We start from the raw sequence: 22,929 nt of genomic DNA on the forward strand, positions 1-22,929 counted from the left end.
GGATGCCTGAGTCTGAAACGACTGCCAGACAGAAAGCTGGCCCCGAAATGGCAAATCAGCTCTGGCAAGAAGCGCAAAAAAAAGCGACCCTGCTAATTAATTCGCGGGGTCGCTGGAAGCTTTACTATTTTTCTTGGATCAGCCAGGCTTATTTTCCGGCGCTGGCCTGCTGATTCGGGGAAACCGGAGGTGGGTTAAAGCTGTTGAGTAGCTTGCCTGTCTTTGCATCCCAGACGCGCAGAATACCATCTTCGCCACCGGCGATGACAATCGATTCATCACGACTGCCTGCCACGCTATAGACGTAATCAGTGGAACCTCCCAGATTGCGGTAGTTTGATCCGTTCGTCGTCAGATGCATACGAACGGTCTTATCACCACCACCACTGACAATATTGTCCCCCAGTCCCAGGAAGGCGATCGAAGTGACCTGCTTGGAATAACCTGCAATTGTTCGTTTCTGTTCGCCGGTTTCAATATTCCAGACTTTAATCACATTGTCGGCACCTGAACTGACAATTGTGGATTCATCGGCTTTCCAGGCAACATCCAGAACGTGATGTGTGTGACCTTCAAATGATTTCACAAATTTCCCGGTTGCCACATCAAAGATTTTCACAAATTTGTCAGCAGCCCCTGTCAGTAGCGATTTACCTGAACGAGAGAAGCGGACACCAAGAACCGTATCGCTGTGTGCTTCCCCCAGCTTCTTCACGAGTTTTCCTGTGGTGGCATCCCAGATCGTGATCTCACCGCTACGGGAAGGATCACCACCGCCAACGGCCAGCAGTTTGCCATCCGGGCTGAAATCCAGACAGAGAGCCCGGTTGGAAATTGGGGAACCGCCCACTTTAGACGGATCCTTTGCATCGGCCCCCAATTGAGCAACCAGAGTCCAGACCGGTTGAATATTCTGCACCAGAACTGTTTTGTCAGCACTACCTGACACTACCGTTGTTTTGGATGTATAATCGACGGACGAGACAGGAGCAGTATGCCCGCTTAACGTATCCAGTTCCTGACCGGAAGTAGCATCCCAGATGCGAACCATCTGGCTGTCGTCACCAGTAACAATCTGCTTGCCGTCTTCGGAAAAAGCGACTGACTTAATGGGAGTCAGAACCGCGGCCTGTTTCTTAGCTTCTGCCAGAGCGGCATCAACAGCAGTCGCAGTTTTATCAATTTCTGCTTTTTCTTTAGTGCGTTCTATCAGTTGCCCTTTGATCTTGGTAAGCGTTCCTTCAGCAACTTTGACAGACCGCTCAGATGAGGTCACTTTTTTCTCGGCAGCAGCAACCGCATCTGTCAGTTTCTTAGACGCGGCTTCTGCGTCAGCGACTTTCTTATCAGCGGCTTTCGTATCCAATTTTGCCTCGGCCAATTTCTTGGCAGCAGCAATGGCAGCAACCGCTTTGGGCACAGCCTGCTTCGCAGTCGCGATAGCCTGCGTTGCCACTTTTTCATCGTTTGTTTTTTTCTGCTGCGCTGCAGTCAGTTTTTTCTGAGCGGCATCAAAGGCTGCCTGAGCTTTCGTAACAGCTTCTTTTTTCTTTGTTTCACCTTCTTTGTCAGCTGCATCTGGCTTGATCGCATTCGCATCATCCAGAGTTTTTTTTGCGGCTGCCACTTCTTTTTCGACAGCGGCAATTGCGGCCTGATTGGCATCGTTCATCTGCTTTAACTTCGCTTCCGCGTCAACAACGGCTTTATCAGCAGCTGCCTTCTGAGTATTGGCTGCCGCAACAGCATCTTCACCCTTCTTCTTATGGTCGGCCAGCAGTTTTGCCAGCTCCGCTTTGGCAGCGGCCAGTTTCTTGGCTGATTCGTCTGCCTTTTTCTTTTCTTCTGGCACAGCTTTTTTAGCTGCTTCCAGTTCTTCATTGCGTTTCTTTAATTCTGCTTCACGATCTTTCACATTTTTATCAGCAGCTTTCATGGCAGCATCTGCCAAAGCAACCTGCTGCTTGGTGACCGTCTGAGTCTCTGTTGCCAGAATCATCTGACGCTCTTTACTCAGATCGCCGCGAAACTCTTTCAGCATTTTACCATCGGCAACCTGCCAGATTTTTCCGGTTCCATTTACCGAAACGGAAACCAGTGTCTTGCCATCAACGGTGACATCAACATCCGTGACAGGCGCTCCATGGTTAATCGAACGAATTTGCTTTTTCCCGGCCAGGTCCCAGACTCGAACCGTCCCATCTTCACTGCCGGACACCAGTTGTGTGCCAGCAGGCATGATCAGCTTCACTGAAGAAATCGGCTTGGCATGACCTTTAAGTTCATAGAGCGCTGCTGGAATCTCTGGTGCCTTTTCTCCTTCTTTAGGAGCGGGCAGAGTCAGGGGCCAGGCATAGATTATCTGATTGGCAGCGCCAGCGATGACCTGTGTCCCATCTTTACTGACGGTTAACGCATTGATGACTGCGGGAGTTTTCATTGTGGAAACCTGCTTTCCATCAGCGACATTCCAGACACGCAAACTCTGATCAGCAGAGGAAGTCACCACTTTCGCACGATCCGGAGTGAATGCCAGTCCTTTGATTTCTCCCGTATGTCCTTTCAAGTCGACCAGTTTTGTGCCTTCTGGCAGCTTCCAGAGTGAAGCGGTATTATCAGCGGTGGCGACAGCCAGAACACTGCGATCTGCATTCAATGCCAGGCCTGTTACAGCAGCGGGCAGGTCGATCTTTTTAACGACATTCCCAATCGATTTCTTCCAGAGTTTCACAACACGGTATCCCCCTGATGCCAGCAGGCTGCCATCAGAATTGAATGCCAGTGAATGGACAAAATCACGATGGGCGGCACCCAGCGGATAAAATGGTTTTCCGTCTTTCTGTAATTTTGACAGCGCGGGATCATTGAGCGTGGCTACTTCTGCTCCTGTTGCCAGGTCATAAATGGCAATCCGGTTCGCACGCCCCGCGGCTGCATAACGTGCCCAGGGGGACAAAGCGGTACTGTAAATGGAATTCAAATCGGGAGGCAGGGACTGCCAGGCGACTCCGGTATCGGCTGATTTACCGCTTGATTTCGCACCTTCCAGAATCCACTGACGTAAAATCCAGACCTGCTGAGGAGTGAGTGCTTTCGCGCCCACTTTGTTCGGCAACGGTGGCATAAAGCTCTCTTCCGTGCGGGAAGCGACGTTATACAGATAGCTCTCATCAGGCTTACCGGGCACCACAGAAGCGCCGCTGTCTCCCCCTTTGATGAGATCTTCCACATTTTCCAGGACCAGCGAACCTTCCTTTTTCGCTACGTTGTGGCAGGCAATGCAATTCGCGTCCAGAATCGGAAATACATCTTTTTCAAAACTGACAGGACGCCCCAGTTCCACCTTCGCAGGTTGGATTGGCTTTTCTTCCGCCACTGTGAATTGACTGCAGCCCAAAACTGCAGTGATGAAGACGCTTAAACTGGCAAACCGGTTCCGCATAACATGCCCCTCTGATATCGCTGATGAAACAGTTGGATCAACAACCAACCGCCAATGTTTTCTGATTATAAAAATACGGTTTATTCTATTTTACTTGGTAACTTTTAGCTTAATCGGTGCATCGACCAGTGCTTCTCCCTGGAACGTGGCCTTCGCCCTGACCACCATGTTAGCCAGGTCACCTTCAGTTGCTTCTGCAGATGCCTTAATCGGAATCGTTACTTCCGTTTTATCTGCTGGAATCTGTACCGTATCAGCAGTCACGCCGGTGACACCTGGCGGTAAGGGTAATGTTAACTCCACGGGACCTTTAAAATCATTGATGCGTTTGATGGTCGCCTTTACGTCGATTGCCGCGCCTTTTTTCAGTGCTCCCCCTCCGGGTACTGCCAATGTCAGAGTCACCGGTGCCGGCTTGACGCGGATGACCAGCGGCGTGGAAGGAGCGTACACCTTTACCGTTTTAGCAGTTGCCGCTTTGGTGGCGGCTGCAACTTTGGCGTCTACTGCTTTCTTCGCTGCTTCCGCAGCTTTGACTGCTGCAGTCGCTGTCTTAATTTCTGCTTCTGCTTTTGCCTGTTCTGTTTTTTTCTGATCGGCTGTTTTATCTGATGCTTTCGCGATCTCATCTCGTTTTTTGGTGACCGCAGCCAGAACCGCTTGTGCATCGGTCAGTTTTTTGGTGACTTCTGCCTGTTCTTTTTTGGCTTCATCGACTTGAGCAGGATTGCGACGATAAGAGACATCAACGGTGGACTGCAGATAGGTTGTATACACACCAGGCTTGGCATTGTTATTGACAAACAGTTGAAACACTTCATCTGCTTTGCCTTTGGCAATTGTTTTATTCTGTATCGTAATATTGCTGTTCTTGGGAATTCCGTTCCAGGCGAGAGCAACCGCATTGTCAAAGCCAGTACGCTTCACCACTTTGACGGGAACCAGAATCTGGCGTCCCTGATTCACATTCACTTCCGCGACATCCGCAACGACCTGGTATGGCGCGACTTCATCAATGACAGATAATGCCAGAGAGCGTGCGATACGGGAATCAGCACGGATATTATTGGCTGCGGGACGCAGTACAGTGGCAGCCCGGGCGACGCGTTCCAGTTTTGCGGCATCTGCACCGGCAGTCCCTGTGACTTCAATTTCGCCTGACCACTTCTGAGCTGATTCCTCTGCAGTCAGAATCATTTCGGCATTGCTGTCACCACTGCCAATACTGGCCGCTTTACAGGTGACTCCGGGAGGTAGACCTTTGACGGACAGCTCAATCGTCTCATTAAATCCATCCTGCCTCAATGCCATAACAGCAATCTTGCAGCTGTCCCCTTTTCTCAGTGTGATTGCCGCTGGTGAACCACCGGTGTTGACCGCCTGTGGGTAGAGTGGCAAAGCCACCAGGCGAAAATCAGGCTTGGGTTGTCGAATCACAGCCCGGTATACCATCCGTGGATTTCCTCGGGTTTCAAATTGCAGATCACGCAACGTTACCCGATATTCTCCCTCAGCGGGCGCAGTAAACAGGTAATAAGGATCGTCGGTACGGGTGTCAAATAATTTACCACTCAAATCGGCAAAGACCGTTGTGGCGCCGACATTGGCAAGTTTTTTGAATGTCTCTTTGCCTTCTTTGTCTTTGATCACCTGCTCAACCACAATGACAGGATCCATCACGATCCCGTTACGCTGGCCAAATACTTCGATTGAATATTTTTCTTTTGCTTTTCCGGTAAACCGAAAAGAGTCAACATCATTTTTCACTTCAAACTGCCCGACCAGTTCACCCGGCAGAGTTAATACTTCTTCTTTGGTCTGTTCATCACGAACAATATTTCCTTCGGCATAGTAGATCGTTACTGGGTTGGAACTCCCCGCCGGTGTCGCCCAGACATAGGAATAACCGTCTGCACTGACCTCATGGGGAAAGCCCTGCTCGCCCATCTTCAACGTAGTAGGCTTTGAAGGCAGTGTTATAAAAACAGTGACTTCCTCCAGCGGTTCGTCGCCGATACTCCAGTCGGAAGTTTTTCCCCCCGGCAGGTTGTAGCCATACAGGGTATAGCTTCCGGTTTTCCCAGGCGTCCCCGAAGGTGGCATGATGAACTCAATATGCGGTTTCTTATGGACACTCAAGCGATATACGTTATCTACACCACCCGCATATGTAAGATCATGGACTTTGATCTTATAAGTCCCATCCAGGGGAAGTGTCAGATGAATGTAAGGGTCATTGCGAAATGTATCACGCTCACTGACGAGACGCCGCTGATCAGGACCATACAGTTCGACAATGGCAACAGCAGGTGAATCAATGCGGGCTGCACGGCAGTCAATGGAGACCTTTTCCCCTTTTTTGCCCGTGAATGAATAATAATCGACATCAGTCGCACCGTTGAGTAAGGCATTCATCACCGAATCCATCGCCAGGGGTGTTGCCTGATCATCTTTATTGTTGGGTTCGACTTCGGTTTTCTCAGGAAGATCTCCCACCACGAATGATCGGGGATTACTCAAGCCATACAAGCCATTCGCGCGGACATCATATACGCCGGCAGGAACATCGTTTCCAATTTTGACCAGGAATGTATTGGCAACCGGAATCTGCTTTCCATTACTTTCCCGCATTTTAGGAACTGCTTTGATATCGGGATGACTGAACCACAGAGCATTCAACTCATCCAGATCTTTTCCATTGGTAACCCGGACTTCAACAGTCTGACCTTTCTGTCCTCCCGAAGGATTGACGGAATAGACGATCGTCTGAGGCAGTTGTGCCTGAAGAGACTGAATGCTGGTTGTTAAAACCATTCCCAATCCTGCAGCGAGAAAACAGACAACCTTCGAGGATAAACGACGACGGTCAAAAAATCGCGTATGCATCATAATACTGCTACCAATTTTCTGGATGGAATTTTCTGGGAGGAATTCAGGAGGGAACCCGTAATTAACTCGTTTCACATCTGTCTAAACGAAATCAATACAGATTATCTTAATTTTATTGTAAAAAAGCAGACCACCATTGTCTAAACATAAAACGGTAGTCAGCTTGAAATTCAGAGACTTTTGTCGGAGCTTTTATTCACTGGAAATCAGGCATTTGCCGTGAACAAATGCCATCAGCACACCGGGCCGGTATACTGATGGCATAATATGTTCGCTACCAACACACCTTAATGATTGAACAGAAATTCCTTGGTATTGATCAGAGCCCAGATGATATCTTCGTAGGCAATCTGTGGTTTTTCTTTATGTCGTTCGATATAGGACAGGGCAAATTTCATTTCCTGTTCCTGCGGAGCACGAGAATAAACCCAACGGTACAGTTCCTGAACTTTTTCCTCGTTGGACCGTTTCGTATCTTTGGCCAGCAAGGCAGCCCGACTCGACGCACCTGTAATCTTATCCTGAACCTCTTTACTGTTCAGCAGATGCAGGCTTTGTGCCAGGTTGGCGCTCTGGGAACGTTCGCACTCACAAGCCGTATCGGCCTGAGGCTGACCAAACACCTTCAGGAAGTAAGGAGCCGAAGTGGCATCCGTAATCTGAATGGCTTTTGTATCTGCAGGCAGACCTGAAAAACGCTGTGAGGAATTGGTTACCTGATGGAACACATCATACAATACTTCCGCCGTCAATCGTTTGGGGTAGTATCGCGAGAAGTTCTGTTTGTCTTTCAGGTTGTACTCATTAGGCAGCGAACTGAGCTGATAGGCATTGGAACGACAGATCGCCCGCACCAGCTCCTTCATATCGAATCCGCTTTCCACAAAATGCTTGGACAGTCCTTCCAGCAACTCAGGGTTGGCAGGAGGATTGGTAGCACGCATATCATCTTCCGGTTCGACAATGCCGCGACCAAAGAAGTGTTTCCAGTAACGGTTCACAAGTGCTTTTGCAAAGAACGGATTATCGGTTCGCGATAACCATTGCACTAAAGCCACACGGGGATCACGTTCGGGGCTTAACTCCAGAGGTTGCATACCCAGTGCGGTTGGCTTCAGATTTTCACCAGAACGGATATTCTTCGCTGTAGCCATTCCTTCTTTATGAAATACACGTTTATCACGGAAACCGCGTTGTCCGATCGAACCAGCAGTTGGATCTTTGGTTCCAACCCGGCTGAAGAATGCGGCCAGTCCGTAGTAATCATCCTGACTCCATTTTTCGAAGGGATGATGATGACAGCGTGCACATTGAATTCGAAGCCCCAGGAAGAGCTGAGCCGTGTCTTCCACCTGCTCTTCCACGGTATTCACTTCACGGTACCAGACCACAGCGGGGTTCTGACGAAACTCGCCGGAGGCAGACAGGATTTCGCCTACGAATTCGTTGTAAGGTTTATTCTCATACAGGCTGTCCCAGATCCACTGATAGAAGGCATTCGTGCCAGCAATGTCAACTGGCTGCAATTTTTTGTTACGCAGCACCATGTTCCACTTGTTGGCAAAGTAATCAGCGTACGCGGGACTGTCGATGAGTTTATCAATCAACTTATCACGTTTGGCAGGATCTTTATCAGCCAGGAAAGCTTTCACTTCTTCTTCTGTCGGAGTCGTGCCGGTGATGTCAATGTAGACACGTCGCATGAACGTCGCATCGCTGGAAACGGGTGAGGGCGGAATCCCCAGAACTTTCAGCTTATTGAAGACGGCTTCGTCAATCAGATTGCGTGATTCGGGAAGAGAAGCGATTTCAACACCCAGGGGAATCGTAGCCCGGAACGTGGAAACCTGCCCCTGATACCGGGCCATGATGGCAACTTCACCGGATAAGGTCAGTGTTTTGACCAGACCAGTCTTATTCACTTCAGCCATTTCCGTATCGTTGGCTTCAAATAGAGCCATCCGAGTTACGTCTTCGGTTGATCCGTCAGAATAAGTTGCGATGACGGAAATCTGTTGCTCCGCTTCCTGCTCCATTGTGCGGGTCGGAGGGAAACATTCAATAGAAACCACTTTACGGTCATTCTCACTTCCATAAGGCATTCCCTGCTCGATCCAGCGATACAGCAATCGATACTCATATGAATCTGGCTTAATCAGTTTTCCACCACCATGCGGCGTGACCCCAGTCCCTTTCATCAACAACAGACTTTCCGCAGGTGAAGAGGGAAACAGACGTCGTCCCCGGCCTTCTTTGACCAGAAACTCATAATCGTCTCCAGGATAAAAACCCAGCAACGACAATTTAAAACCATTCTGCCCGCTGGCTTTGCCATGACAGCCACCACTGTTACAGGTCAGTTTAGTAAAGATCGGCACAACCTGATTTTTAAAATTGATTGCTTCAGGAGTAGTGATTCCCTGCACCGCGACAGGAATGGAAACAGACTTGCCATTCTTCGCGGTCACGGTCAATGTCGTCTGACCATCTTTCAGTGGAGTCAGATAACCATCGCTGGAAATGGTAGCGACGCTCTGATCGGCGACCGCATAAACCACGTTTCGAGTGAGATCCTGCTGCTTCCCATTCGAGAGCACTCCAGTGACGACCACCTGTTGCCGAGAGTCAGGCCCTCTCAACTGCAGAATTTCTTTTCCGCCAGGCTGAGGACCAACCTGGATTTCTTTGAAATCGACAGGAGCGACTGCTGCAGGTGCAGCCTCCACATTGGTCACCGCGTTTCCAGAGAAGAGTGACAGTGTCAACACTCCACACAACATAAGGACCTGGGGTGTCCGAGAGCCATTGATTCGGAAATCCATACGTCAACTCCTGTGCAACTGGTTTCGTTCTTTACTTCGTGGTCTGGCAGCGATCAGGTTTGGCGCGGTATCACGCAGACCATTAAAAGTATGATGTTTGTTTAAGACGCTTGCTGTTGGTTGGTTTTTCAGGAAAGTTTTTTAGGTAAGTTAACCAAACAGTGGTTTCTGAGTGGTTCGATTTTGCGGGTCAGGAAAAAGCACTTAAGTACAAAGTACTTTTCCTAAGATATTCAATGTATCAAAGAATATTTAATTGTCAACGTTTTAACATATCATCTGATGGTTTTATGTTTTTTTGTCCACTGAACCATCTAAAAAACAACCGGAAATCATGTGAAACGTTTTATCTGTCATACTCGATAAAACCGTCAGAACCCATGATTCGCTGATATTTCACAGACTGCTCCCCGCATCTGGAAGCTTATAAAACAGCCACTCTGGCATTTATTTCCCGGGTAATCAGTCCGTTCTTTTAAAATCGGGATTTCTTTGATTGCCAGCCCAACTCACTTCTATAGAATAAAGTTAGCATAGATTTTCCGCCGGGAACGGCCTGCTGGAAAATTTTCTAGTATTCGTTTATCTAAAATATCCAGGTGGCTTCAAATCGTACCAATGTCTGATCCTGCTCACGCTGACTCGACCATCCCTAACATTCAACGCGTCTTCGAACAATTACGGGCGGGTAAGCCAGTCATTGTGACTGACTCCAGCGAACGGGAAAATGAAGGCGATTTTATTGTCGCAGCCGAAGCCATTACGCCCGAAATCGTGCAATTCCTGCTACGTTACGGGAGCGGAGAACTCTGTGTTTCGCTGCCGGAAGAAGTAGCAGACCGTCTTCAACTGAACCCAATCGTCGGGCCGGAAGAAAATACAGCTCCTAATCAGACCCAGTTTCTGATTCCCATCGACCATAAAGACAGTGGCAGTGGAGTTAGTGCTGAATGCCGTGCGATTACGATTCGCGCCCTGAGCGATGAACATGCACAGGCAAAAGACTTTGTCCGCCCGGGACACATTCACCCACTGCTTGCCAAGCAGGGTGGAATTTTGCGTCGGGCAGGCCATACCGAAGCGACCGGCGACCTGCTGCAGATGGCTGGTTTAAAATCAGTGGGTGTGCTGATCGAAATTCTCAGCCAGAAAGGCTTCGGCATGGCCGACGCCGACGAGCTACGGGAAATTTCCGAGCAGTTCGACATCCCGATCATCTCAACCGCCGAAGTCATACGACATCGTTATATCAGCGAGAAACTGGTTCATCGCGAAGTTGAAGTCCCCATCAACACCAAAAACTATGGTACCGTCCAGGTCATCGGCTACTCGGTAGAACACGAAAGCCAGCAACCGGTGGCCTTGGTCTGGGGTGACCTTTCTACCGTGGAAGCACCCCTGATTCGCATGCATTCATCCTGCTTTACAGGCGACCTGCTGGATTCGTTGCGTTGTGATTGTGGCGACCAGTTACACATGGCCATGTCTGCAATCAACCAGGAAGGAGCAGGAGCCGTCGTCTACCTGCCTCAGGAAGGCCGCGGAATTGGACTGATCCCTAAACTTAAAGCCTATGTGTTGCAGGACCAGGGTTACGATACAGTCGAAGCCAACATCCAACTAGGCTTCAAAGCCGACAGCCGGGATTTCACTGTGGGCGTTCAGATCCTGAAAGATCTGGGTCTGAACAAAGTTCGCCTGCTGACCAATAATCCCAAGAAAACCGATTCCGACGTCTATACGGGCTTCGACCTCGAAGTGGTGGAACAGGTCCCGATCGTCGCCCCTCCTCATAAAGATCGGGAATTCTATCTGCAAACCAAACGCGATAAGATGGGACACATTCTGCCCACTACTCCCGCAGACTGAAACCCCTCTATTCGCTGAAACGCCGAGCGGACAGGAACTCAATTGGTAAAGACGTTGCGCCAGTCGTAGCGAGGTCGGCCAGGATTTCTCCCATCACGGACGCAAATTTGAATCCGTGCCCGGAAAACCCGGCGCCATATACAACGCTCCGGTTCGCAGGATGGTGATCGACGATGAAATGCCCATCGGGAGTCCGCGTATACATACAGACGGCATGCCGCACAGGTTGAGATTCCAGTGCAGGCATCACCTCTTCCACAAAATGGGAAACCCGGGGCACATCAGACTCATGCAGCGCCCGGTCTATTTGGGACGGATCGCCCACTATTTCGCCGCCTGCGTGCTCGGCCAGTTTAACAGACGCTCCATCCAATGAAGGAAAACCATAGAACTCTCCCTCAGGCATATCAAAAAAGAAACTTCCCCGGCCCGCATCCAGGTTATAGACAGGCTCGCGAACCGGATTCCAGAACAAGACTTTCCGTACGACTTCCAGCGGCAATTGCAATTCACTCAGGCAGCCGCTGCTCCAGGCCCCCGTCGTCACAATCAATGATGTAGCGGTAAGCTGTCGCTGATCTGTTGTGACTTCGATCGACCGGTCACTGACTTTCACCGCATGAATCTGCTCATTCAGGCAAACTGCTGCCCCTTGTGCCTGTGCACATTCCAGGTGGGCCCGTACACAGTCTTCCACATGCAGAAAGCCGGCTTCCGGTTCATGTGTTACTTCAAAGCTTTCGGGAATACGAAACCCGGGAAATCGCTCTAGCGCATCCGCGGGAGACACACTTTCCACTTCCACGCCATAAAGTTCCTCTGCCAGATGCACGCCGCGGATCACGGCTCCATCAGTAGGCCCCGCCACCATGAGACCACACTGGTTAAACAGTGATTGACCTGAATCCTGTTCCAGTTCCTTCCACAGTTCGTAAGCACGCTGGAGCAGTGGAATATAATTCGGGTGCTCAAAGTATGCCTTGCGGATGATGCGGGTTTCACCGTGAGAACTGCCCAGGTCATGTGCGATACCATACTGTTCTAAACCCAGTACATCCAAGCCGCGTTTTGAAAGATGATAGAGAGCACTACTGCCGATCCCCCCTAACCCCAGTACCAGAAAATCAACATGCTGTTTCATGAATACGCAGCGATCTATTTTAAGGAATCAGTTTCCGCAACAGACCGTGATTATCGTTTGCCAGGACTGCCAGCGTCAATCTTGTTTCTGCAGACGCAAAGGCACCGCGCATAAAATTACCGGGTGTTCAAGAAATGACAGTCAACCTACCCCACATACACACTGACCATCAAATTGGAACACCCGGTAATTAATCACTTCACAGAAAATATCAAGTCTGATCATTTTCTGTTCTCATAGACCTGATACAACATCACGCGGCTTGCCACTTCACGGAACAACCCAAACAAGCCGGCGCTGTTGCAGCAGAATCTGTTATCGTCGTACTCCTTCCTCACCGCACACGCGTACTCAGCAACTGACGGCCAGCCCGAATTTCAATCTCATCGATTGAAAAATCCCCCCTGGGCTACTCTGCCGTCAGCAGCAGTTGTTTCCACTTTTTGATTAACAGACCAGGCGAGCTGCTTCGACAACCGATAAAGTTCCCCGAATACCAGTATCAGGCAGGCCCTCGCCGTCCTGATCCTTTCCCAGTCCCTTGATTACCGATTGCTTATCCATGCCCTCTTCTTCCTCGAATAGCTCAGCCCGGACGACTCGCAGATCATGCGGAGCATCAATGCCGATTTTGATGGAACCCTTTCCCGTCCGAATCACTTTCACAAGAATGTCATCGCCAATTCGGATTCCCTCAGCCAACTTCCGTGTCAAAACCAGCATTGTCGTCACTCCTTTTATCTTTTAAATCTCATTTACCGATGTGATATTTGGTTTACCTTGTTGCAATTCAGCCTGTCCACAGGTGATTGCCCTGTCTGATCAAGGGTATTTGCGATTTGCGTGCCAATGTCAGTTTTTTCGAAAGACATTGGACACAAGCCACTGAAAAATAAAGACTTATATTTATTCCTTTTTTCAAACGATCAATTTCCATTGGATGGTTTTTTCAAAAAACTGTCGCCAATAGTACAATTTTCAATCTTCTGAAATCAGATTGAGAACACATATTTCAAGTTTTCCTGCTGCGACAATCGATAAGTCAGTAGCTTCGGTTGCATTCTCGGGCAGGGAAAATATACTATTGGGTTCCTCAGCTGGCCGAATCTGTTAATCTGCGGTCACTTTACGTCAATTGAAATCAGCGAATGCTGAGTTTTCAAAACCCACTAGATAGTTAAAGAGTATACAAATGGGTCAGAAGTGTGATGCCTGTGGCAAGACTCCTGTAGTTGGTAATCGAGTTCGTCAGCGTGGTAAATATAAATACCTCGGCGGTAACGGACGTCAGACAACTGGCGTTTCCAAGCGCGTCTTCCGCCCCAACCTGCAGAAAATCCGGGTTCAGAACGGTGGCAGCGTGGTCTCCCAGCGTGTTTGCACACAGTGCATTCGCTCCGGTAAAATCACAAAAGCTGTTGCTAAAAAACCATTTACGCTACCTGCCAGCTAATACAGACTTCCTGCTCTCGAGTAGATCGACCATGAGCACTCAACTCACTCAGGATGAAGTTCTGAAAGTCGCATCGCTTTCCAGGCTCAAACTCTCCGATTCGGAAGTCACAGCCTTGGGAGAACAGATGGGGTCCGTGCTGAAATATATCGCCATGCTGGATGAACTGGATACCACAGACATCGAACCTATGGCGCATGCGATCGAGATTTCGAATGTCTTTCGGGACGATCAACTGCAGGAAAGTCTCCCCCGAGAACAAGCGCTGTCCAATGCACCTCAGACAGACGGGAATTATTTTCTGGTTCCCGCGATTCTGTAATTGACCGGCGTCTTTACCCTTGAGCACATAAAAGCAATAATCCAAGGCCCGGCTTGCTGACAAGTCGGGCCTTTAAAACTTATATGGAGACTCGACAGTCCATGTCAATCACTTCAGCCACCGCCAGCGAACTGCTGGCGAAAATGAATGCCGGGGAAGTCAGCAGCGAAGAGATTACCGCAGCCTGTCTGGAAGAAATTGCCCGTCGAGACAGCAGTATCAATGCCTTTCTCTCGCTGCAGGAAGAAACGGCACTGGAAACCGCCCGTGAAGTCGACCGGAAACGAAAAGCAGGCGAGCCACTGGGAAAACTGGCCGGCATCCCGGTTGCCCTCAAAGACAACATTTGCGCCAAAGGCGCCACCACCACCTGTGCCAGCAAGATGCTGGAAGAGTTCACTCCCCCTTATGATGCCCACATTGTCGAACAGCTCAGAGCAGCAGACGCTGTTCTGATCGGCAAAACCAACCTCGACGAATTTGCCATGGGCTCATCAACCGAGAATTCGGCCTTCAAAACAACCGCAAACCCCTGGAACACAAAGTGTGCCGCCGGCGGTTCCAGTGGTGGATCTGCAGCGGCCGTCTCCGCTGGTTTTGCCCCCCTCTCACTGGGCAGCGATACCGGTGGATCAATTCGACAACCGGCCAGCTTTTGCGGAGTTGTCGGCCTGAAACCAACCTACGGACGCGTGTCACGATATGGACTGGTCGCATTTGCCAGTTCGCTCGATCAGATTGGCCCCTTTGCCAGAGACGTAACGGATGCCGCGTTACTACTGGAAACCATCGCTGGAAAAGACCAGCGCGACACTACCAGCCTGGATGCGGAAGTTCCACTCTACACCAGGAATCTGGAACAACCACTGAAAAACCTCAAAGTCGGCTACATCGAGCATCTACACGAAGAAGGCCTGGATGAAGATGTAAAGGCAGCGACACAACAGGCACTCGACGTTTACAAGTCGCTGGGAGCGGAACTGATCCCGGTAGAACTTCCGCATGCCAAATACTGTGTCGCCACCTATTACATCATCGCCCCGTCGGAAGCCTCCAGTAACCTGGCTCGCTACGATGGTGTGCATTACGGCTATCGCGCCAAACAGTTTGACAACATGATCGACATGTATGCTGCCAGCCGGGGAGAAGCATTCGGGGATGAAGTCAAACGCCGTATCATGCTGGGAACCTACGCCCTCTCTTCCGGCTATTACGATGCCTACTACCTCAAAGCACTGAAAGTCAGACGGCTGATCCGCAACGACTTCGAACAGGCGTTTCAAAAAGTGGATGTCATTGCTTCCCCCGTCACCCCCACGCCGGCCTTTCAGATCGGTGAACTGGTGGACGACCCATTGGCGATGTACCTGGCCGACATTTTTACAACCAGCGCAAATCTTTCCGGCGTCCCCGGCGTCTCAGTCCCCGCGGGCATGAGTCAGAGCAACCTTCCCATCGGACTGCAACTGCTGGCACCGCCGCTGGAAGAAGAACGCCTGCTGAGAGCCGCCCGAATGTTTGAACGGGAAACGGACTGGCATTTGAAGCGACCTGAGTAACAGCTACGAAGCCACCGCTGAAATAGAAGATTGAAACTAGATACTTTGAATTCTGAAAAAAGGTAGCGTGATAGAATGGACTATACGGTCATCATCGGTCTTGAAGTCCACGTACAGTTACAGACCAGAACCAAGCTTTTCTGTGGCTGTTCGACCAGGTTCAATCCGGATCACCCCAACACACAGACCTGCCCGGTCTGCCTGGGACTGCCTGGTGCACTTCCGGTATTGAACCGCGAAGCTTTTCACCTGGGTATGAAAACCGGTCTGGCAATCAACTGCGAAATCCCATCCTTTACAAAATGGGACCGCAAGCAGTATTACTATCCCGATCTGCCCAAAGCATATCAGATCAGCCAGTATGATCTGCCTATGAGTCAGAATGGTTGGTTAGAAATTGAAATTAATCCGGAAACCCGCGAAACCAAAAAAGTCGGGATCATCCGGGCACACCTCGAAGAAGATGCAGGCAAAAACAGCCACGACGAATCGGGACGGGGACACGACAGCAAAGTAGACCTCAACCGCTGTGGCACCCCGCTGATCGAGATCGTTTCTGAACCAGACCTGCGTTCAGCGCAGGAAGCCCGCAAGTATCTGGAAGAGCTAAAATTGCTGCTGACCTACATTGACGTTTCTGACTGCAACATGCAGGAAGGCAGTCTGCGTTGTGACGCAAACGTGAACCTGCATATTCACCAGGAAAACGGTGAATCCATTCCGACACCGATTGTGGAAATCAAAAACCTCAACACCTTTCGCGGCGTCGAGCAGTCTATTGAATTTGAAGTCAAACGCCAGTGGGAAGCATGGCAGACATCCAGACTGAGTCTGCATGACGTTCCCAAAGAAACCCGGGGTTGGGATGCAGACCGGGGGGTCACCCTGGAACAACGGGGCAAAGAAGAGGCGGCCGACTATCGTTACTTCCCGGATCCGGACCTGGCCCCTGTAACAGTTACCGATGCAGAGCGGGAAAGAGTGAGTGGAGAACTCTGTGAACGACCGGCGAGCCGCAGAAGCCGCCTGGAACAGGAATTTCAACTCTCCGTTTATGATGCAGCCGTCATCATCGATCAGGGATTGGCTTTTGCAGACTATTTTGAACGAGTTGCGGAAGGCTGCCAGAATGGGAAACAGGCTGCCAACTGGGTCACCCAGGATGTCCTGCGTGAGCTGAATGATGGGGGACTTGAGATCTCAGCATTTCCCATCCCACCTGAAGTACTGGCTGCTTTGCTTGAAAAAGTGGAGAATAGTGAAATCACCACTAAAAGTGCCCGTACCGTCTTTCAGGAACTGTTGAGTTCCGATGAACCCCAACAGCCCGGCGTAGAGTCAATCCAGTCCATCATCGAAGAGAAGGGACTGGCCATGGTTTCCGATACGGGTGCACTCGAAGCAGCGGTTCAGGCAGTTGTTGCAAAGAACGAGAAAGCGGTCGCGGACTTCCAAAGCGGCAAACAGGCGGCAGTAGGGGCATTAATTGGTCAGGTCATGCGGGAAGTCAAAGGAGCAGATCCGAAAGTAGTGCGGAAACTCTTAATTGAAAAGATGAGTTAAGCGACCACCAGGATCATCACATTCCGATCACACGACAGGGTTTTCAGCAGCAAAACAGAATGCGATTTCCTGAAGTACTTTAATTCCAGTCCGATTAAAAAATGCCCAGCTCATCACGTGCGTCATCAGTCATTAACTCCGGTGACCATGGGGGTGACATTGTGAGCTGAATGCTGGCCTCATCCACGTCGTCCAGTCGTTCTAATGCCATCTTCGCCTGGGAGATAATCTGAGGGCCGGCAGGACAGGCAGGACTGGTTAAGGTCATCGAAACATTGACCTTGTTCTGATTCTCTTCAGATCGCTTGACATCATACACGAGACCCAGATCCACAATATTGATATTCAGCTCGGGATCAATAACCTGCTTCAACGCATCTACCAGTGACTCGTCGCCTCCCACGCCCCGAAACGCAGAAAAAACAGGTAACTGATCTGCATTCGCGCCCTGTTCATCTCCAGGATTTTCGTTGACTTCGTCTCTCATTTTCCTTTTCCCTTACAATGCGGTGCGCACGCACTTCTAGTTAGTTAAGCAATTAGAGTTATTAAACAAACATACCCATAAGGACTAGAACATGTTCTTAAAAATATGATTATTAGATAACGACCACTAACATCATTTGATTCGTATCAATTCAGGCAAATATTCCAAATTGACAAATTAATGACGAACGTAAATTTTCTGGCCTCTAACTTGTACTTCAAATGTTTGAATTGGCTTCGTGGCGGGCATACAGAGCGCTTTTCCGGTAACCAGATCAAAACGCGCTCCGTGGCGAGGACAGACAATGGCCCCCTCTTCGATACACCCATTCGTTAATGGCTGTCCATCATGGGTGCACACATCTTCAATTGCCAGAATCTGGTCTTGAACACGGATCAATAGAACAGGGGTATCCTCAAGGAATACCTCCAGCCGATCAGCGCTACCAAAATCATCCAAGGATGCTATTTCTTCGAAGTCAGGCATGTTTGATGTACTGTTAATTGTCCGTGATCAGCGGAATACTACCGACCAAATCCTAATTTTTTGATAATTGCCTGATTTAAAGTCTCACGAACGACTTCAACCGGGATCCGGTCAAACACAGTCTGAAAGAAACCTTCCACGATCATATGCATCGCTTCATATTCTGAGATACCCCGTGACATGCAGTAAAAGATCTGCTCTTCATCCACGCGACCTGCGGTAGCACCATGTGTACAACGTACGTCATCTGCTTCGATTTCCAGACCAGGAATGGCATCTCCTCGACAAGTCGACGAAAGCATGAGCGAATCATTTCGCTGGTAGCCATTCGTCTGCTGACCTTCCGGCTCAACACGAATCATTCCCCGCCAGATGGCCCGTGAATGATCGCGAAGCACCTGTTTATACAGGAGATCAGAACGAGTTTCCGGAGCATTATGAGCCTGCTTCGTATAGAACGAATGAATCTGCTGATCGGTTGAGAAAGTCACGCCATTGACTTCCGCCCCAGAACCACGTCCATCCAGCACGACATCTTGGTGAATATGAGCCAGCTTGGCACCAATTCCACCAACGGTCCATTGCAGGAATCCATTATTCTCAACTCGACCGGCCTGATGGGCAATGTGCCAGACTTTATGATTCCAGTTCTGCAGCTGGACGTATCGCAACCGGGCCTCTTTAGCCAGGATCAACTCGACCGCCCCGGAGTGTAAGCCCAGGTTTTCTTCAGTCGTGGAAGCCGTTTCTTCCAGCAGAGTTGCTGAGGCACCCTCTTCAAGAATCACCAGTGTATGACTGAAGTCTGCAGCTTTCTCGGCCTGTAGTGTAATCAGACTATGCAGAGGAGCATCCACGGCAACATTGCGAGGCACATATAAGAAAGTACCCCCCGTCCAGAACGCTGCATGCCATGCTGAGAACCGATCGGTATTGCTGTCGACGGCTTTCGTCATGAAATACTTTTGAACCAGATCGCTGTGCTCCCGTGCGACGGTCGCCAGATCGCCAAAGATCACCCCCTTGGAAACGAGCTCTTCGGAGAGGTCACTTGAAATCAGCTTCCCATCTACATGCGTCACATGACCGGCAAACTCAGCCTGATCTTTTAAAAGTGTAGATGCCTGCTGTGTCTCAGATGACTCTTTACCAGCGCTCAGCTGAAACCGGTCGGGTCTGAGTGCCCGCAAATCAACGCGACGGTACTCTTCCGGATCCAGTTCCGTTTCCAGAAGTTCGGAGTAACGCTTGAAGGCCTGTCGACGTGATTCTGTCACCCAGGCGGGTTCGTCACGGGTCGCCAGAAATGCTTCGAAAGCGGCTTCACTAAATCCAGCCGGAATGTCAGCAGAGGTATTAACGGATGAAGTACTCATACTATTGTCTGTTATGCTTTCAGTAACAATTCAGAAGAACTTCGAACCCAATCCATGAGCTGAAGTCTGCTTACTCAATTTTGAATGATAATGCTTCTCAATAAAGGCTCGCTGGACTAGCCAATGGAGCCTTCCATCTGGAGTTCAATCAGGCGATTCATTTCGACGGCATATTCCATCGGCAGCTCTTTTACCAGAGGTTCAATAAAGCCTGTGACGATCATTGAGGACGCTTCTGCTTCTGTCAGTCCGCGGCTCATCAGATAAAACAACTGTTCTTCACCGATTTTGGAAACGCTGGCTTCGTGTTCAATCGCCACATCGTTATCTTCAATTTCGATGTAGGGGTAAGTATCACTGCGGCTCTCTGGATCCAGCAGCAGGGCATCACAGACCACATTCGATTTACAGCCATGCGCTTCCGGGTCAACTTTAACCAGCCCGCGATAGCTGGATCGTCCGCCATCTTTGGAAATGCTTTTGGAAATAATTCGGCTTGAAGTATTCGGAGCACAATGCACCATCTTGGCGCCGGCATCCTGATGCTGTCCCTTACCGGCAAAGGCGATCGAAAGGGTTTCGCCCCGGGCACCTTCTCCCATCAGAAAGATAGCGGGATACTTCATGGTCAACTTGGAACCCAGGTTACCATCGACCCACTCCATCAGAGAGTCTTCGTAAGCATGCGCCCGCTTGGTCACCAGGTTATACACATTATTCGACCAGTTCTGAATGGTCGTGTAACGGAACCGCCCGCCCTTCTTGACAATAATCTCAACCACGGCTGAGTGCAGACTGTTTGAACTGTAAGTTGGAGCCGTACAACCTTCCACATAGTGGCAGGAAGCGCCTTCGTCAACGATGACTAATGTCCGTTCAAACTGACCCATGTTCTCTGAATTTATGCGAAAATAAGCCTGTAGCGGAAATTCAATATGAACCCCGGGAGGCACATACACGAACGAACCACCAGACCAGACGGCCGAGTTCAAGGCAGCATACTTGTTATCGTCAGGAGGAATAATTTTACCGAAGTACTCCCGGAACAGCTCGGGATGATCCCGTAAAGCCGAGTCGGTATCTGTAAACAGAACCCCCTGCTTGGCCAGATCTTCCTGCAGACTGCCATAGACTACTTCAGACTCATACTGCGCTTTGACACCAGAGAGAAACTTTTTCTCGGCTTCCGGGATTCCCAGACGGTCATAAGTCTTGCGAATATCATCAGGAACATCTTCCCAACTTCGTTCCTGCCCTTCAGAGGCTCGCACGAAATAATGGATATCCTGATAGTTAATCTCATTCAGATTACCGCCCCATTGCGGGGTTGGTTTCTGTTCAAAAATCTCATAAGACTTTAAACGGAAGTCCCGCATCCAGGCAGGCTCATTTTTCATCTCTGAAATCTGGGCTACTACTGCGGCATTCAAGCCTTTTTGGCCGGTAAACACATACTTGTCGGTGGGATCATGAAATCCATATTGATATTCTCCAATATCAACGTTCTCATTTTCCGAATTAGTATCCAACTTAGTAGACATTTCAAATTCTCCCACTCTGTATTAAAACCACCCCACAAGGAAGTGGCGTTACTGCTTTGATAGATCGTACATCATAATAAATATTGATTGCTGTGCTCTCGCAGAGCCTACAGGTCAGACTGCTTCGACAACTTCTTCAGCTGCTGCGTCCGGATGACGTTCACGCACACTGGAATAACCGTGTTCGTGAAGCTCAGCAGCCAGGCTGGCGTCTCCTGTTTCGACAATACGACCGGCCAGCATGACATGTGTAAACTGCGGCTGGTTAAATTCGAGAAGACGTTCATGGTGAGTAATAATCAGGACCCCCATCTCAGGCCCCGATAGACGACTGAGTCCTTCACTGACCACCTTCACAGCATCGCTGTCCAGACCACTGTCTGTCTCATCCAGAACGGCAAACTTAGGTTTTAACATGGCCAGTTGCAGAATTTCCATCCGCTTCTTTTCACCGCCGGAAAAACCATCATTCAGGTAACGACGGGCCATCTCCAGATCCATGCCCAGTTCACTCATCTGATCACGCAGCTCTTTGCGGAACTCACGCATCGGAATCAGCTTTTCGCCTTCCTTTCGATCCGGGTTCCGTACATTGGACATCGCATGTCGCAGAAAGTCAGCAACTTTGACTCCGGGAATTACAACGGGATACTGAAATGCCAGAAACAGCCCCAGACGAGCTCGTTCATTGGGATCCAGTTCTGAAATATCGGTGCCATCAATTTCAACTTTACCCTTGGTAATTTCATAACTCGGGTGACCAGCCATCGCGTAGGCCAGCGTACTTTTCCCTGAACCATTAGGGCCCATCAGAGCGTGAACTTCGCCCTGCTTAATCTCCAGGTTAACCCCCTTTAAAATAGGAGTTCCAGAAACTGATACATGTAAATCGGAAATTTTCAACAAACTCATTTTTCGTATTTCACCCTGTCATCCGGAGTTCTGAACGCATTCAGAAACATCAAATAAATTAAAAATCGGACTTAACTGATATATGCTTCAAACTCACAGCAATGATGCCCATCCAGACAACATTCTGAGAGATTCATTTTGGTACCTAAGACTCGCTCAAAAACCCTTTGCTCCAGTTCACAAATCGAAGCATCACCGCTGGCGATGTCGTGATAAGGGCAATTATGCTCCCGCAAAATCGGAAGAGGACCGGTATGATCCAGTTCGACCACAAAACCACGCTCCTCCAATGCCTGCTTCAACTGCTCCATCCGCCCCTGCAGCGAAGGCGCATCCACATTTCTTCCATACTGTTGCACTAGTGCGGTTTGAATCCGCGCTGCCAGTCGACAGCGTAACTCTTCGTCATCAATCCCTTTGAGTTCTTCCCAGAGGATATTCGCTAACTCAGCGTAGTTATCCCCCAGCAACCGCATCCCCAGGCTTGTTACTGAATAGGTATAATGAGGACGACCTCGTCCTTCCTTTACCTGAGTCCGCTCAATCAGCTCCAGTCCCTGTAACCGAACCAGACGCTGACGGACAGCAGTCGCGGTCACGCCTTCCTGTTCACAGATCTCGTGTATCGTTGCTGACTTAAGGCGATTGAGCCCCAGCAAAAAACTACGATCATTTTCATCAATCGAAACGCGCATAAATCGATTTCTACTTGGAATGAAAAAAGGAACTGATGGCCTGTAAAGAGAGTGATCCGAAGAGCGAGCATCACCACACGCTCAATTCTCTTTATACCAGCATCCTAGGCAGATCCGTTATTTTTGACAACCAATATTGTCAAAAATCGATAATTGAGATTCAGTTTCAAAAGCCTGCAACTTTTTGCGGCTTTTTCAAGAAACACCTTGGAACGTAAACCTTTATTTGATAGTCTCATACAACGATTACGAGAACGGTGAGACCAGGAGCGTTTGCAGCAGGTAATGTGATTATCCCTAAACCTGCCCTGAAAACCAACCCAAGCTAATTACAAAATCAAGGAAAAGCGGTAACAGACTGTGCTTTTTGTC

At 49.5% G+C, this 22,929-nt stretch carries 16 protein-coding genes; 5 read left to right on the top strand and 11 right to left on the bottom strand.

Features of this window, described 5'->3' with window-relative positions:
* Nucleotides 1–148: 148 nt before the first annotated feature.
* The 3 genes from ACN0YH_RS15580 to ACN0YH_RS15590 form a co-directional block, all read right to left on the bottom strand.
* The gene (locus tag ACN0YH_RS15580; RefSeq protein ID WP_417380500.1) at nt 149–3,442 is read right to left on the bottom strand and encodes a c-type cytochrome domain-containing protein; all 3,294 of its coding nucleotides are present in this window, start codon (nt 3,440–3,442) and stop codon (nt 149–151) included.
* Between the two features lie 90 nt (nt 3,443–3,532).
* Complete coding sequence (locus ACN0YH_RS15585) at nt 3,533–6,256, bottom strand: hypothetical protein (RefSeq protein WP_417380501.1); 2,724 nt, start codon at nt 6,254–6,256, stop codon at nt 3,533–3,535.
* A 362-nt stretch (nt 6,257–6,618) separates the two neighbouring features.
* The gene (locus tag ACN0YH_RS15590) at nt 6,619–9,153 is read right to left on the bottom strand and encodes a DUF1549 domain-containing protein (protein ID WP_417380502.1); all 2,535 of its coding nucleotides are present in this window, start codon (nt 9,151–9,153) and stop codon (nt 6,619–6,621) included.
* A gap of 618 nt (nt 9,154–9,771) precedes the next feature.
* Here ACN0YH_RS15590 and ribA point away from each other — a divergent pair.
* Entirely contained in the window at nt 9,772–11,022 is a 1,251-nt protein-coding gene (ribA, locus tag ACN0YH_RS15595; RefSeq protein ID WP_417380503.1) for a GTP cyclohydrolase II, read from the top strand.
* 7 nt (nt 11,023–11,029) lie between these two features.
* On the opposite strand, the gene solA is transcribed toward ribA, so the two are convergent.
* Complete coding sequence (gene solA, locus ACN0YH_RS15600) at nt 11,030–12,163, bottom strand: N-methyl-L-tryptophan oxidase (protein WP_417380504.1); 1,134 nt, start codon at nt 12,161–12,163, stop codon at nt 11,030–11,032.
* Nucleotides 12,164–12,610: 447 nt separating this feature from the next.
* Nucleotides 12,611–12,886, bottom strand: coding sequence for a carbon storage regulator (locus ACN0YH_RS15605; protein WP_417380505.1), 276 nt, complete (start codon nt 12,884–12,886; stop codon nt 12,611–12,613).
* Nucleotides 12,887–13,355: 469 nt separating this feature from the next.
* Here ACN0YH_RS15605 and rpmB point away from each other — a divergent pair, with 469 nt between their 5' ends.
* The 4 genes from rpmB to gatB all read left to right on the top strand — a co-directional run bounded on the left by rpmB (nt 13,356) and on the right by gatB (nt 17,060).
* Nucleotides 13,356–13,616 carry a 50S ribosomal protein L28 gene (gene rpmB / locus ACN0YH_RS15610; protein WP_417380506.1) on the top strand — a complete coding sequence of 87 codons (261 nt, stop codon included), beginning with the start codon at nt 13,356–13,358 and terminating at the stop codon, nt 13,614–13,616.
* A gap of 31 nt (nt 13,617–13,647) precedes the next feature.
* Complete coding sequence (gene gatC / locus ACN0YH_RS15615; RefSeq protein ID WP_417380507.1) at nt 13,648–13,938, top strand: Asp-tRNA(Asn)/Glu-tRNA(Gln) amidotransferase subunit GatC; 291 nt, start codon at nt 13,648–13,650, stop codon at nt 13,936–13,938.
* A 101-nt stretch (nt 13,939–14,039) separates the two neighbouring features.
* Nucleotides 14,040–15,497 (top strand): Asp-tRNA(Asn)/Glu-tRNA(Gln) amidotransferase subunit GatA, encoded by a 1,458-nt coding sequence (gene gatA, locus ACN0YH_RS15620; protein WP_417380508.1) that lies wholly within the window; start codon nt 14,040–14,042, stop codon nt 15,495–15,497.
* A gap of 75 nt (nt 15,498–15,572) precedes the next feature.
* Nucleotides 15,573–17,060 carry an Asp-tRNA(Asn)/Glu-tRNA(Gln) amidotransferase subunit GatB gene (gene gatB / locus ACN0YH_RS15625; RefSeq protein ID WP_417380509.1) on the top strand — a complete coding sequence of 496 codons (1,488 nt, stop codon included), beginning with the start codon at nt 15,573–15,575 and terminating at the stop codon, nt 17,058–17,060.
* 94 nt (nt 17,061–17,154) lie between these two features.
* Here the strand turns inward: gatB and ACN0YH_RS15630 are convergent, their stop codons facing one another.
* The 6 genes from ACN0YH_RS15630 to ACN0YH_RS15655 form a co-directional block, all read right to left on the bottom strand.
* Nucleotides 17,155–17,547, bottom strand: coding sequence for a metal-sulfur cluster assembly factor (locus ACN0YH_RS15630; RefSeq protein WP_417380510.1), 393 nt, complete (start codon nt 17,545–17,547; stop codon nt 17,155–17,157).
* 177 nt (nt 17,548–17,724) lie between these two features.
* A complete protein-coding gene (locus ACN0YH_RS15635) occupies nt 17,725–18,033 on the bottom strand; it encodes a Rieske (2Fe-2S) protein (protein WP_417380511.1) in 309 nt (102 codons plus the stop codon).
* Between the two features lie 38 nt (nt 18,034–18,071).
* Nucleotides 18,072–19,409: a Fe-S cluster assembly protein SufD gene (gene sufD / locus ACN0YH_RS15640; protein WP_417380512.1), complete on the bottom strand. Its 1,338-nt coding sequence runs from the start codon at nt 19,407–19,409 to the stop codon at nt 18,072–18,074.
* A gap of 116 nt (nt 19,410–19,525) precedes the next feature.
* A complete protein-coding gene (gene sufB / locus ACN0YH_RS15645; protein ID WP_417380513.1) occupies nt 19,526–20,950 on the bottom strand; it encodes a Fe-S cluster assembly protein SufB in 1,425 nt (474 codons plus the stop codon).
* A 114-nt stretch (nt 20,951–21,064) separates the two neighbouring features.
* Nucleotides 21,065–21,862, bottom strand: a complete 798-nt coding sequence (gene sufC, locus ACN0YH_RS15650) for a Fe-S cluster assembly ATPase SufC (RefSeq protein ID WP_417380514.1) — start codon at nt 21,860–21,862, stop codon at nt 21,065–21,067.
* A gap of 71 nt (nt 21,863–21,933) precedes the next feature.
* Nucleotides 21,934–22,557 (bottom strand): helix-turn-helix transcriptional regulator, encoded by a 624-nt coding sequence (locus ACN0YH_RS15655; RefSeq protein WP_417380515.1) that lies wholly within the window; start codon nt 22,555–22,557, stop codon nt 21,934–21,936.
* Between the last annotated feature and the right edge of the window lie 372 nt (nt 22,558–22,929).

Origin of the sequence: Gimesia sp. (assembly GCF_048262075.1) — a bacterium.
In the GTDB taxonomy this organism is placed as follows: domain Bacteria; phylum Planctomycetota; class Planctomycetia; order Planctomycetales; family Planctomycetaceae; genus Gimesia.

What these genes read in the sequence shown, in the direction of transcription:
- ACN0YH_RS15580 (WP_417380500.1), bottom strand. Translation starts at nt 3,442, where the DNA reads ATGCGGAACCGGTTTGCCAGTTTAAGCGTCTTCATCACTGCAGTTTTG.
- ACN0YH_RS15585 (WP_417380501.1), bottom strand. Translation starts at nt 6,256, where the DNA reads ATGGTTTTAACAACCAGCATTCAGTCTCTTCAGGCACAACTGCCTCAG.
- ACN0YH_RS15590 (WP_417380502.1), bottom strand. Translation starts at nt 9,153, where the DNA reads ATGGATTTCCGAATCAATGGCTCTCGGACACCCCAGGTCCTTATGTTG.
- ribA (WP_417380503.1), top strand. Translation starts at nt 9,772, where the DNA reads ATGTCTGATCCTGCTCACGCTGACTCGACCATCCCTAACATTCAACGC.
- solA (WP_417380504.1), bottom strand. Translation starts at nt 12,163, where the DNA reads ATGAAACAGCATGTTGATTTTCTGGTACTGGGGTTAGGGGGGATCGGC.
- ACN0YH_RS15605 (WP_417380505.1), bottom strand. Translation starts at nt 12,886, where the DNA reads ATGCTGGTTTTGACACGGAAGTTGGCTGAGGGAATCCGAATTGGCGAT.
- rpmB (WP_417380506.1), top strand. Translation starts at nt 13,356, where the DNA reads ATGGGTCAGAAGTGTGATGCCTGTGGCAAGACTCCTGTAGTTGGTAAT.
- gatC (WP_417380507.1), top strand. Translation starts at nt 13,648, where the DNA reads ATGAGCACTCAACTCACTCAGGATGAAGTTCTGAAAGTCGCATCGCTT.
- gatA (WP_417380508.1), top strand. Translation starts at nt 14,040, where the DNA reads ATGTCAATCACTTCAGCCACCGCCAGCGAACTGCTGGCGAAAATGAAT.
- gatB (WP_417380509.1), top strand. Translation starts at nt 15,573, where the DNA reads ATGGACTATACGGTCATCATCGGTCTTGAAGTCCACGTACAGTTACAG.
- ACN0YH_RS15630 (WP_417380510.1), bottom strand. Translation starts at nt 17,547, where the DNA reads ATGAGAGACGAAGTCAACGAAAATCCTGGAGATGAACAGGGCGCGAAT.
- ACN0YH_RS15635 (WP_417380511.1), bottom strand. Translation starts at nt 18,033, where the DNA reads ATGCCTGACTTCGAAGAAATAGCATCCTTGGATGATTTTGGTAGCGCT.
- sufD (WP_417380512.1), bottom strand. Translation starts at nt 19,409, where the DNA reads ATGAGTACTTCATCCGTTAATACCTCTGCTGACATTCCGGCTGGATTT.
- sufB (WP_417380513.1), bottom strand. Translation starts at nt 20,950, where the DNA reads ATGTCTACTAAGTTGGATACTAATTCGGAAAATGAGAACGTTGATATT.
- sufC (WP_417380514.1), bottom strand. Translation starts at nt 21,862, where the DNA reads ATGAGTTTGTTGAAAATTTCCGATTTACATGTATCAGTTTCTGGAACT.
- ACN0YH_RS15655 (WP_417380515.1), bottom strand. Translation starts at nt 22,557, where the DNA reads ATGCGCGTTTCGATTGATGAAAATGATCGTAGTTTTTTGCTGGGGCTC.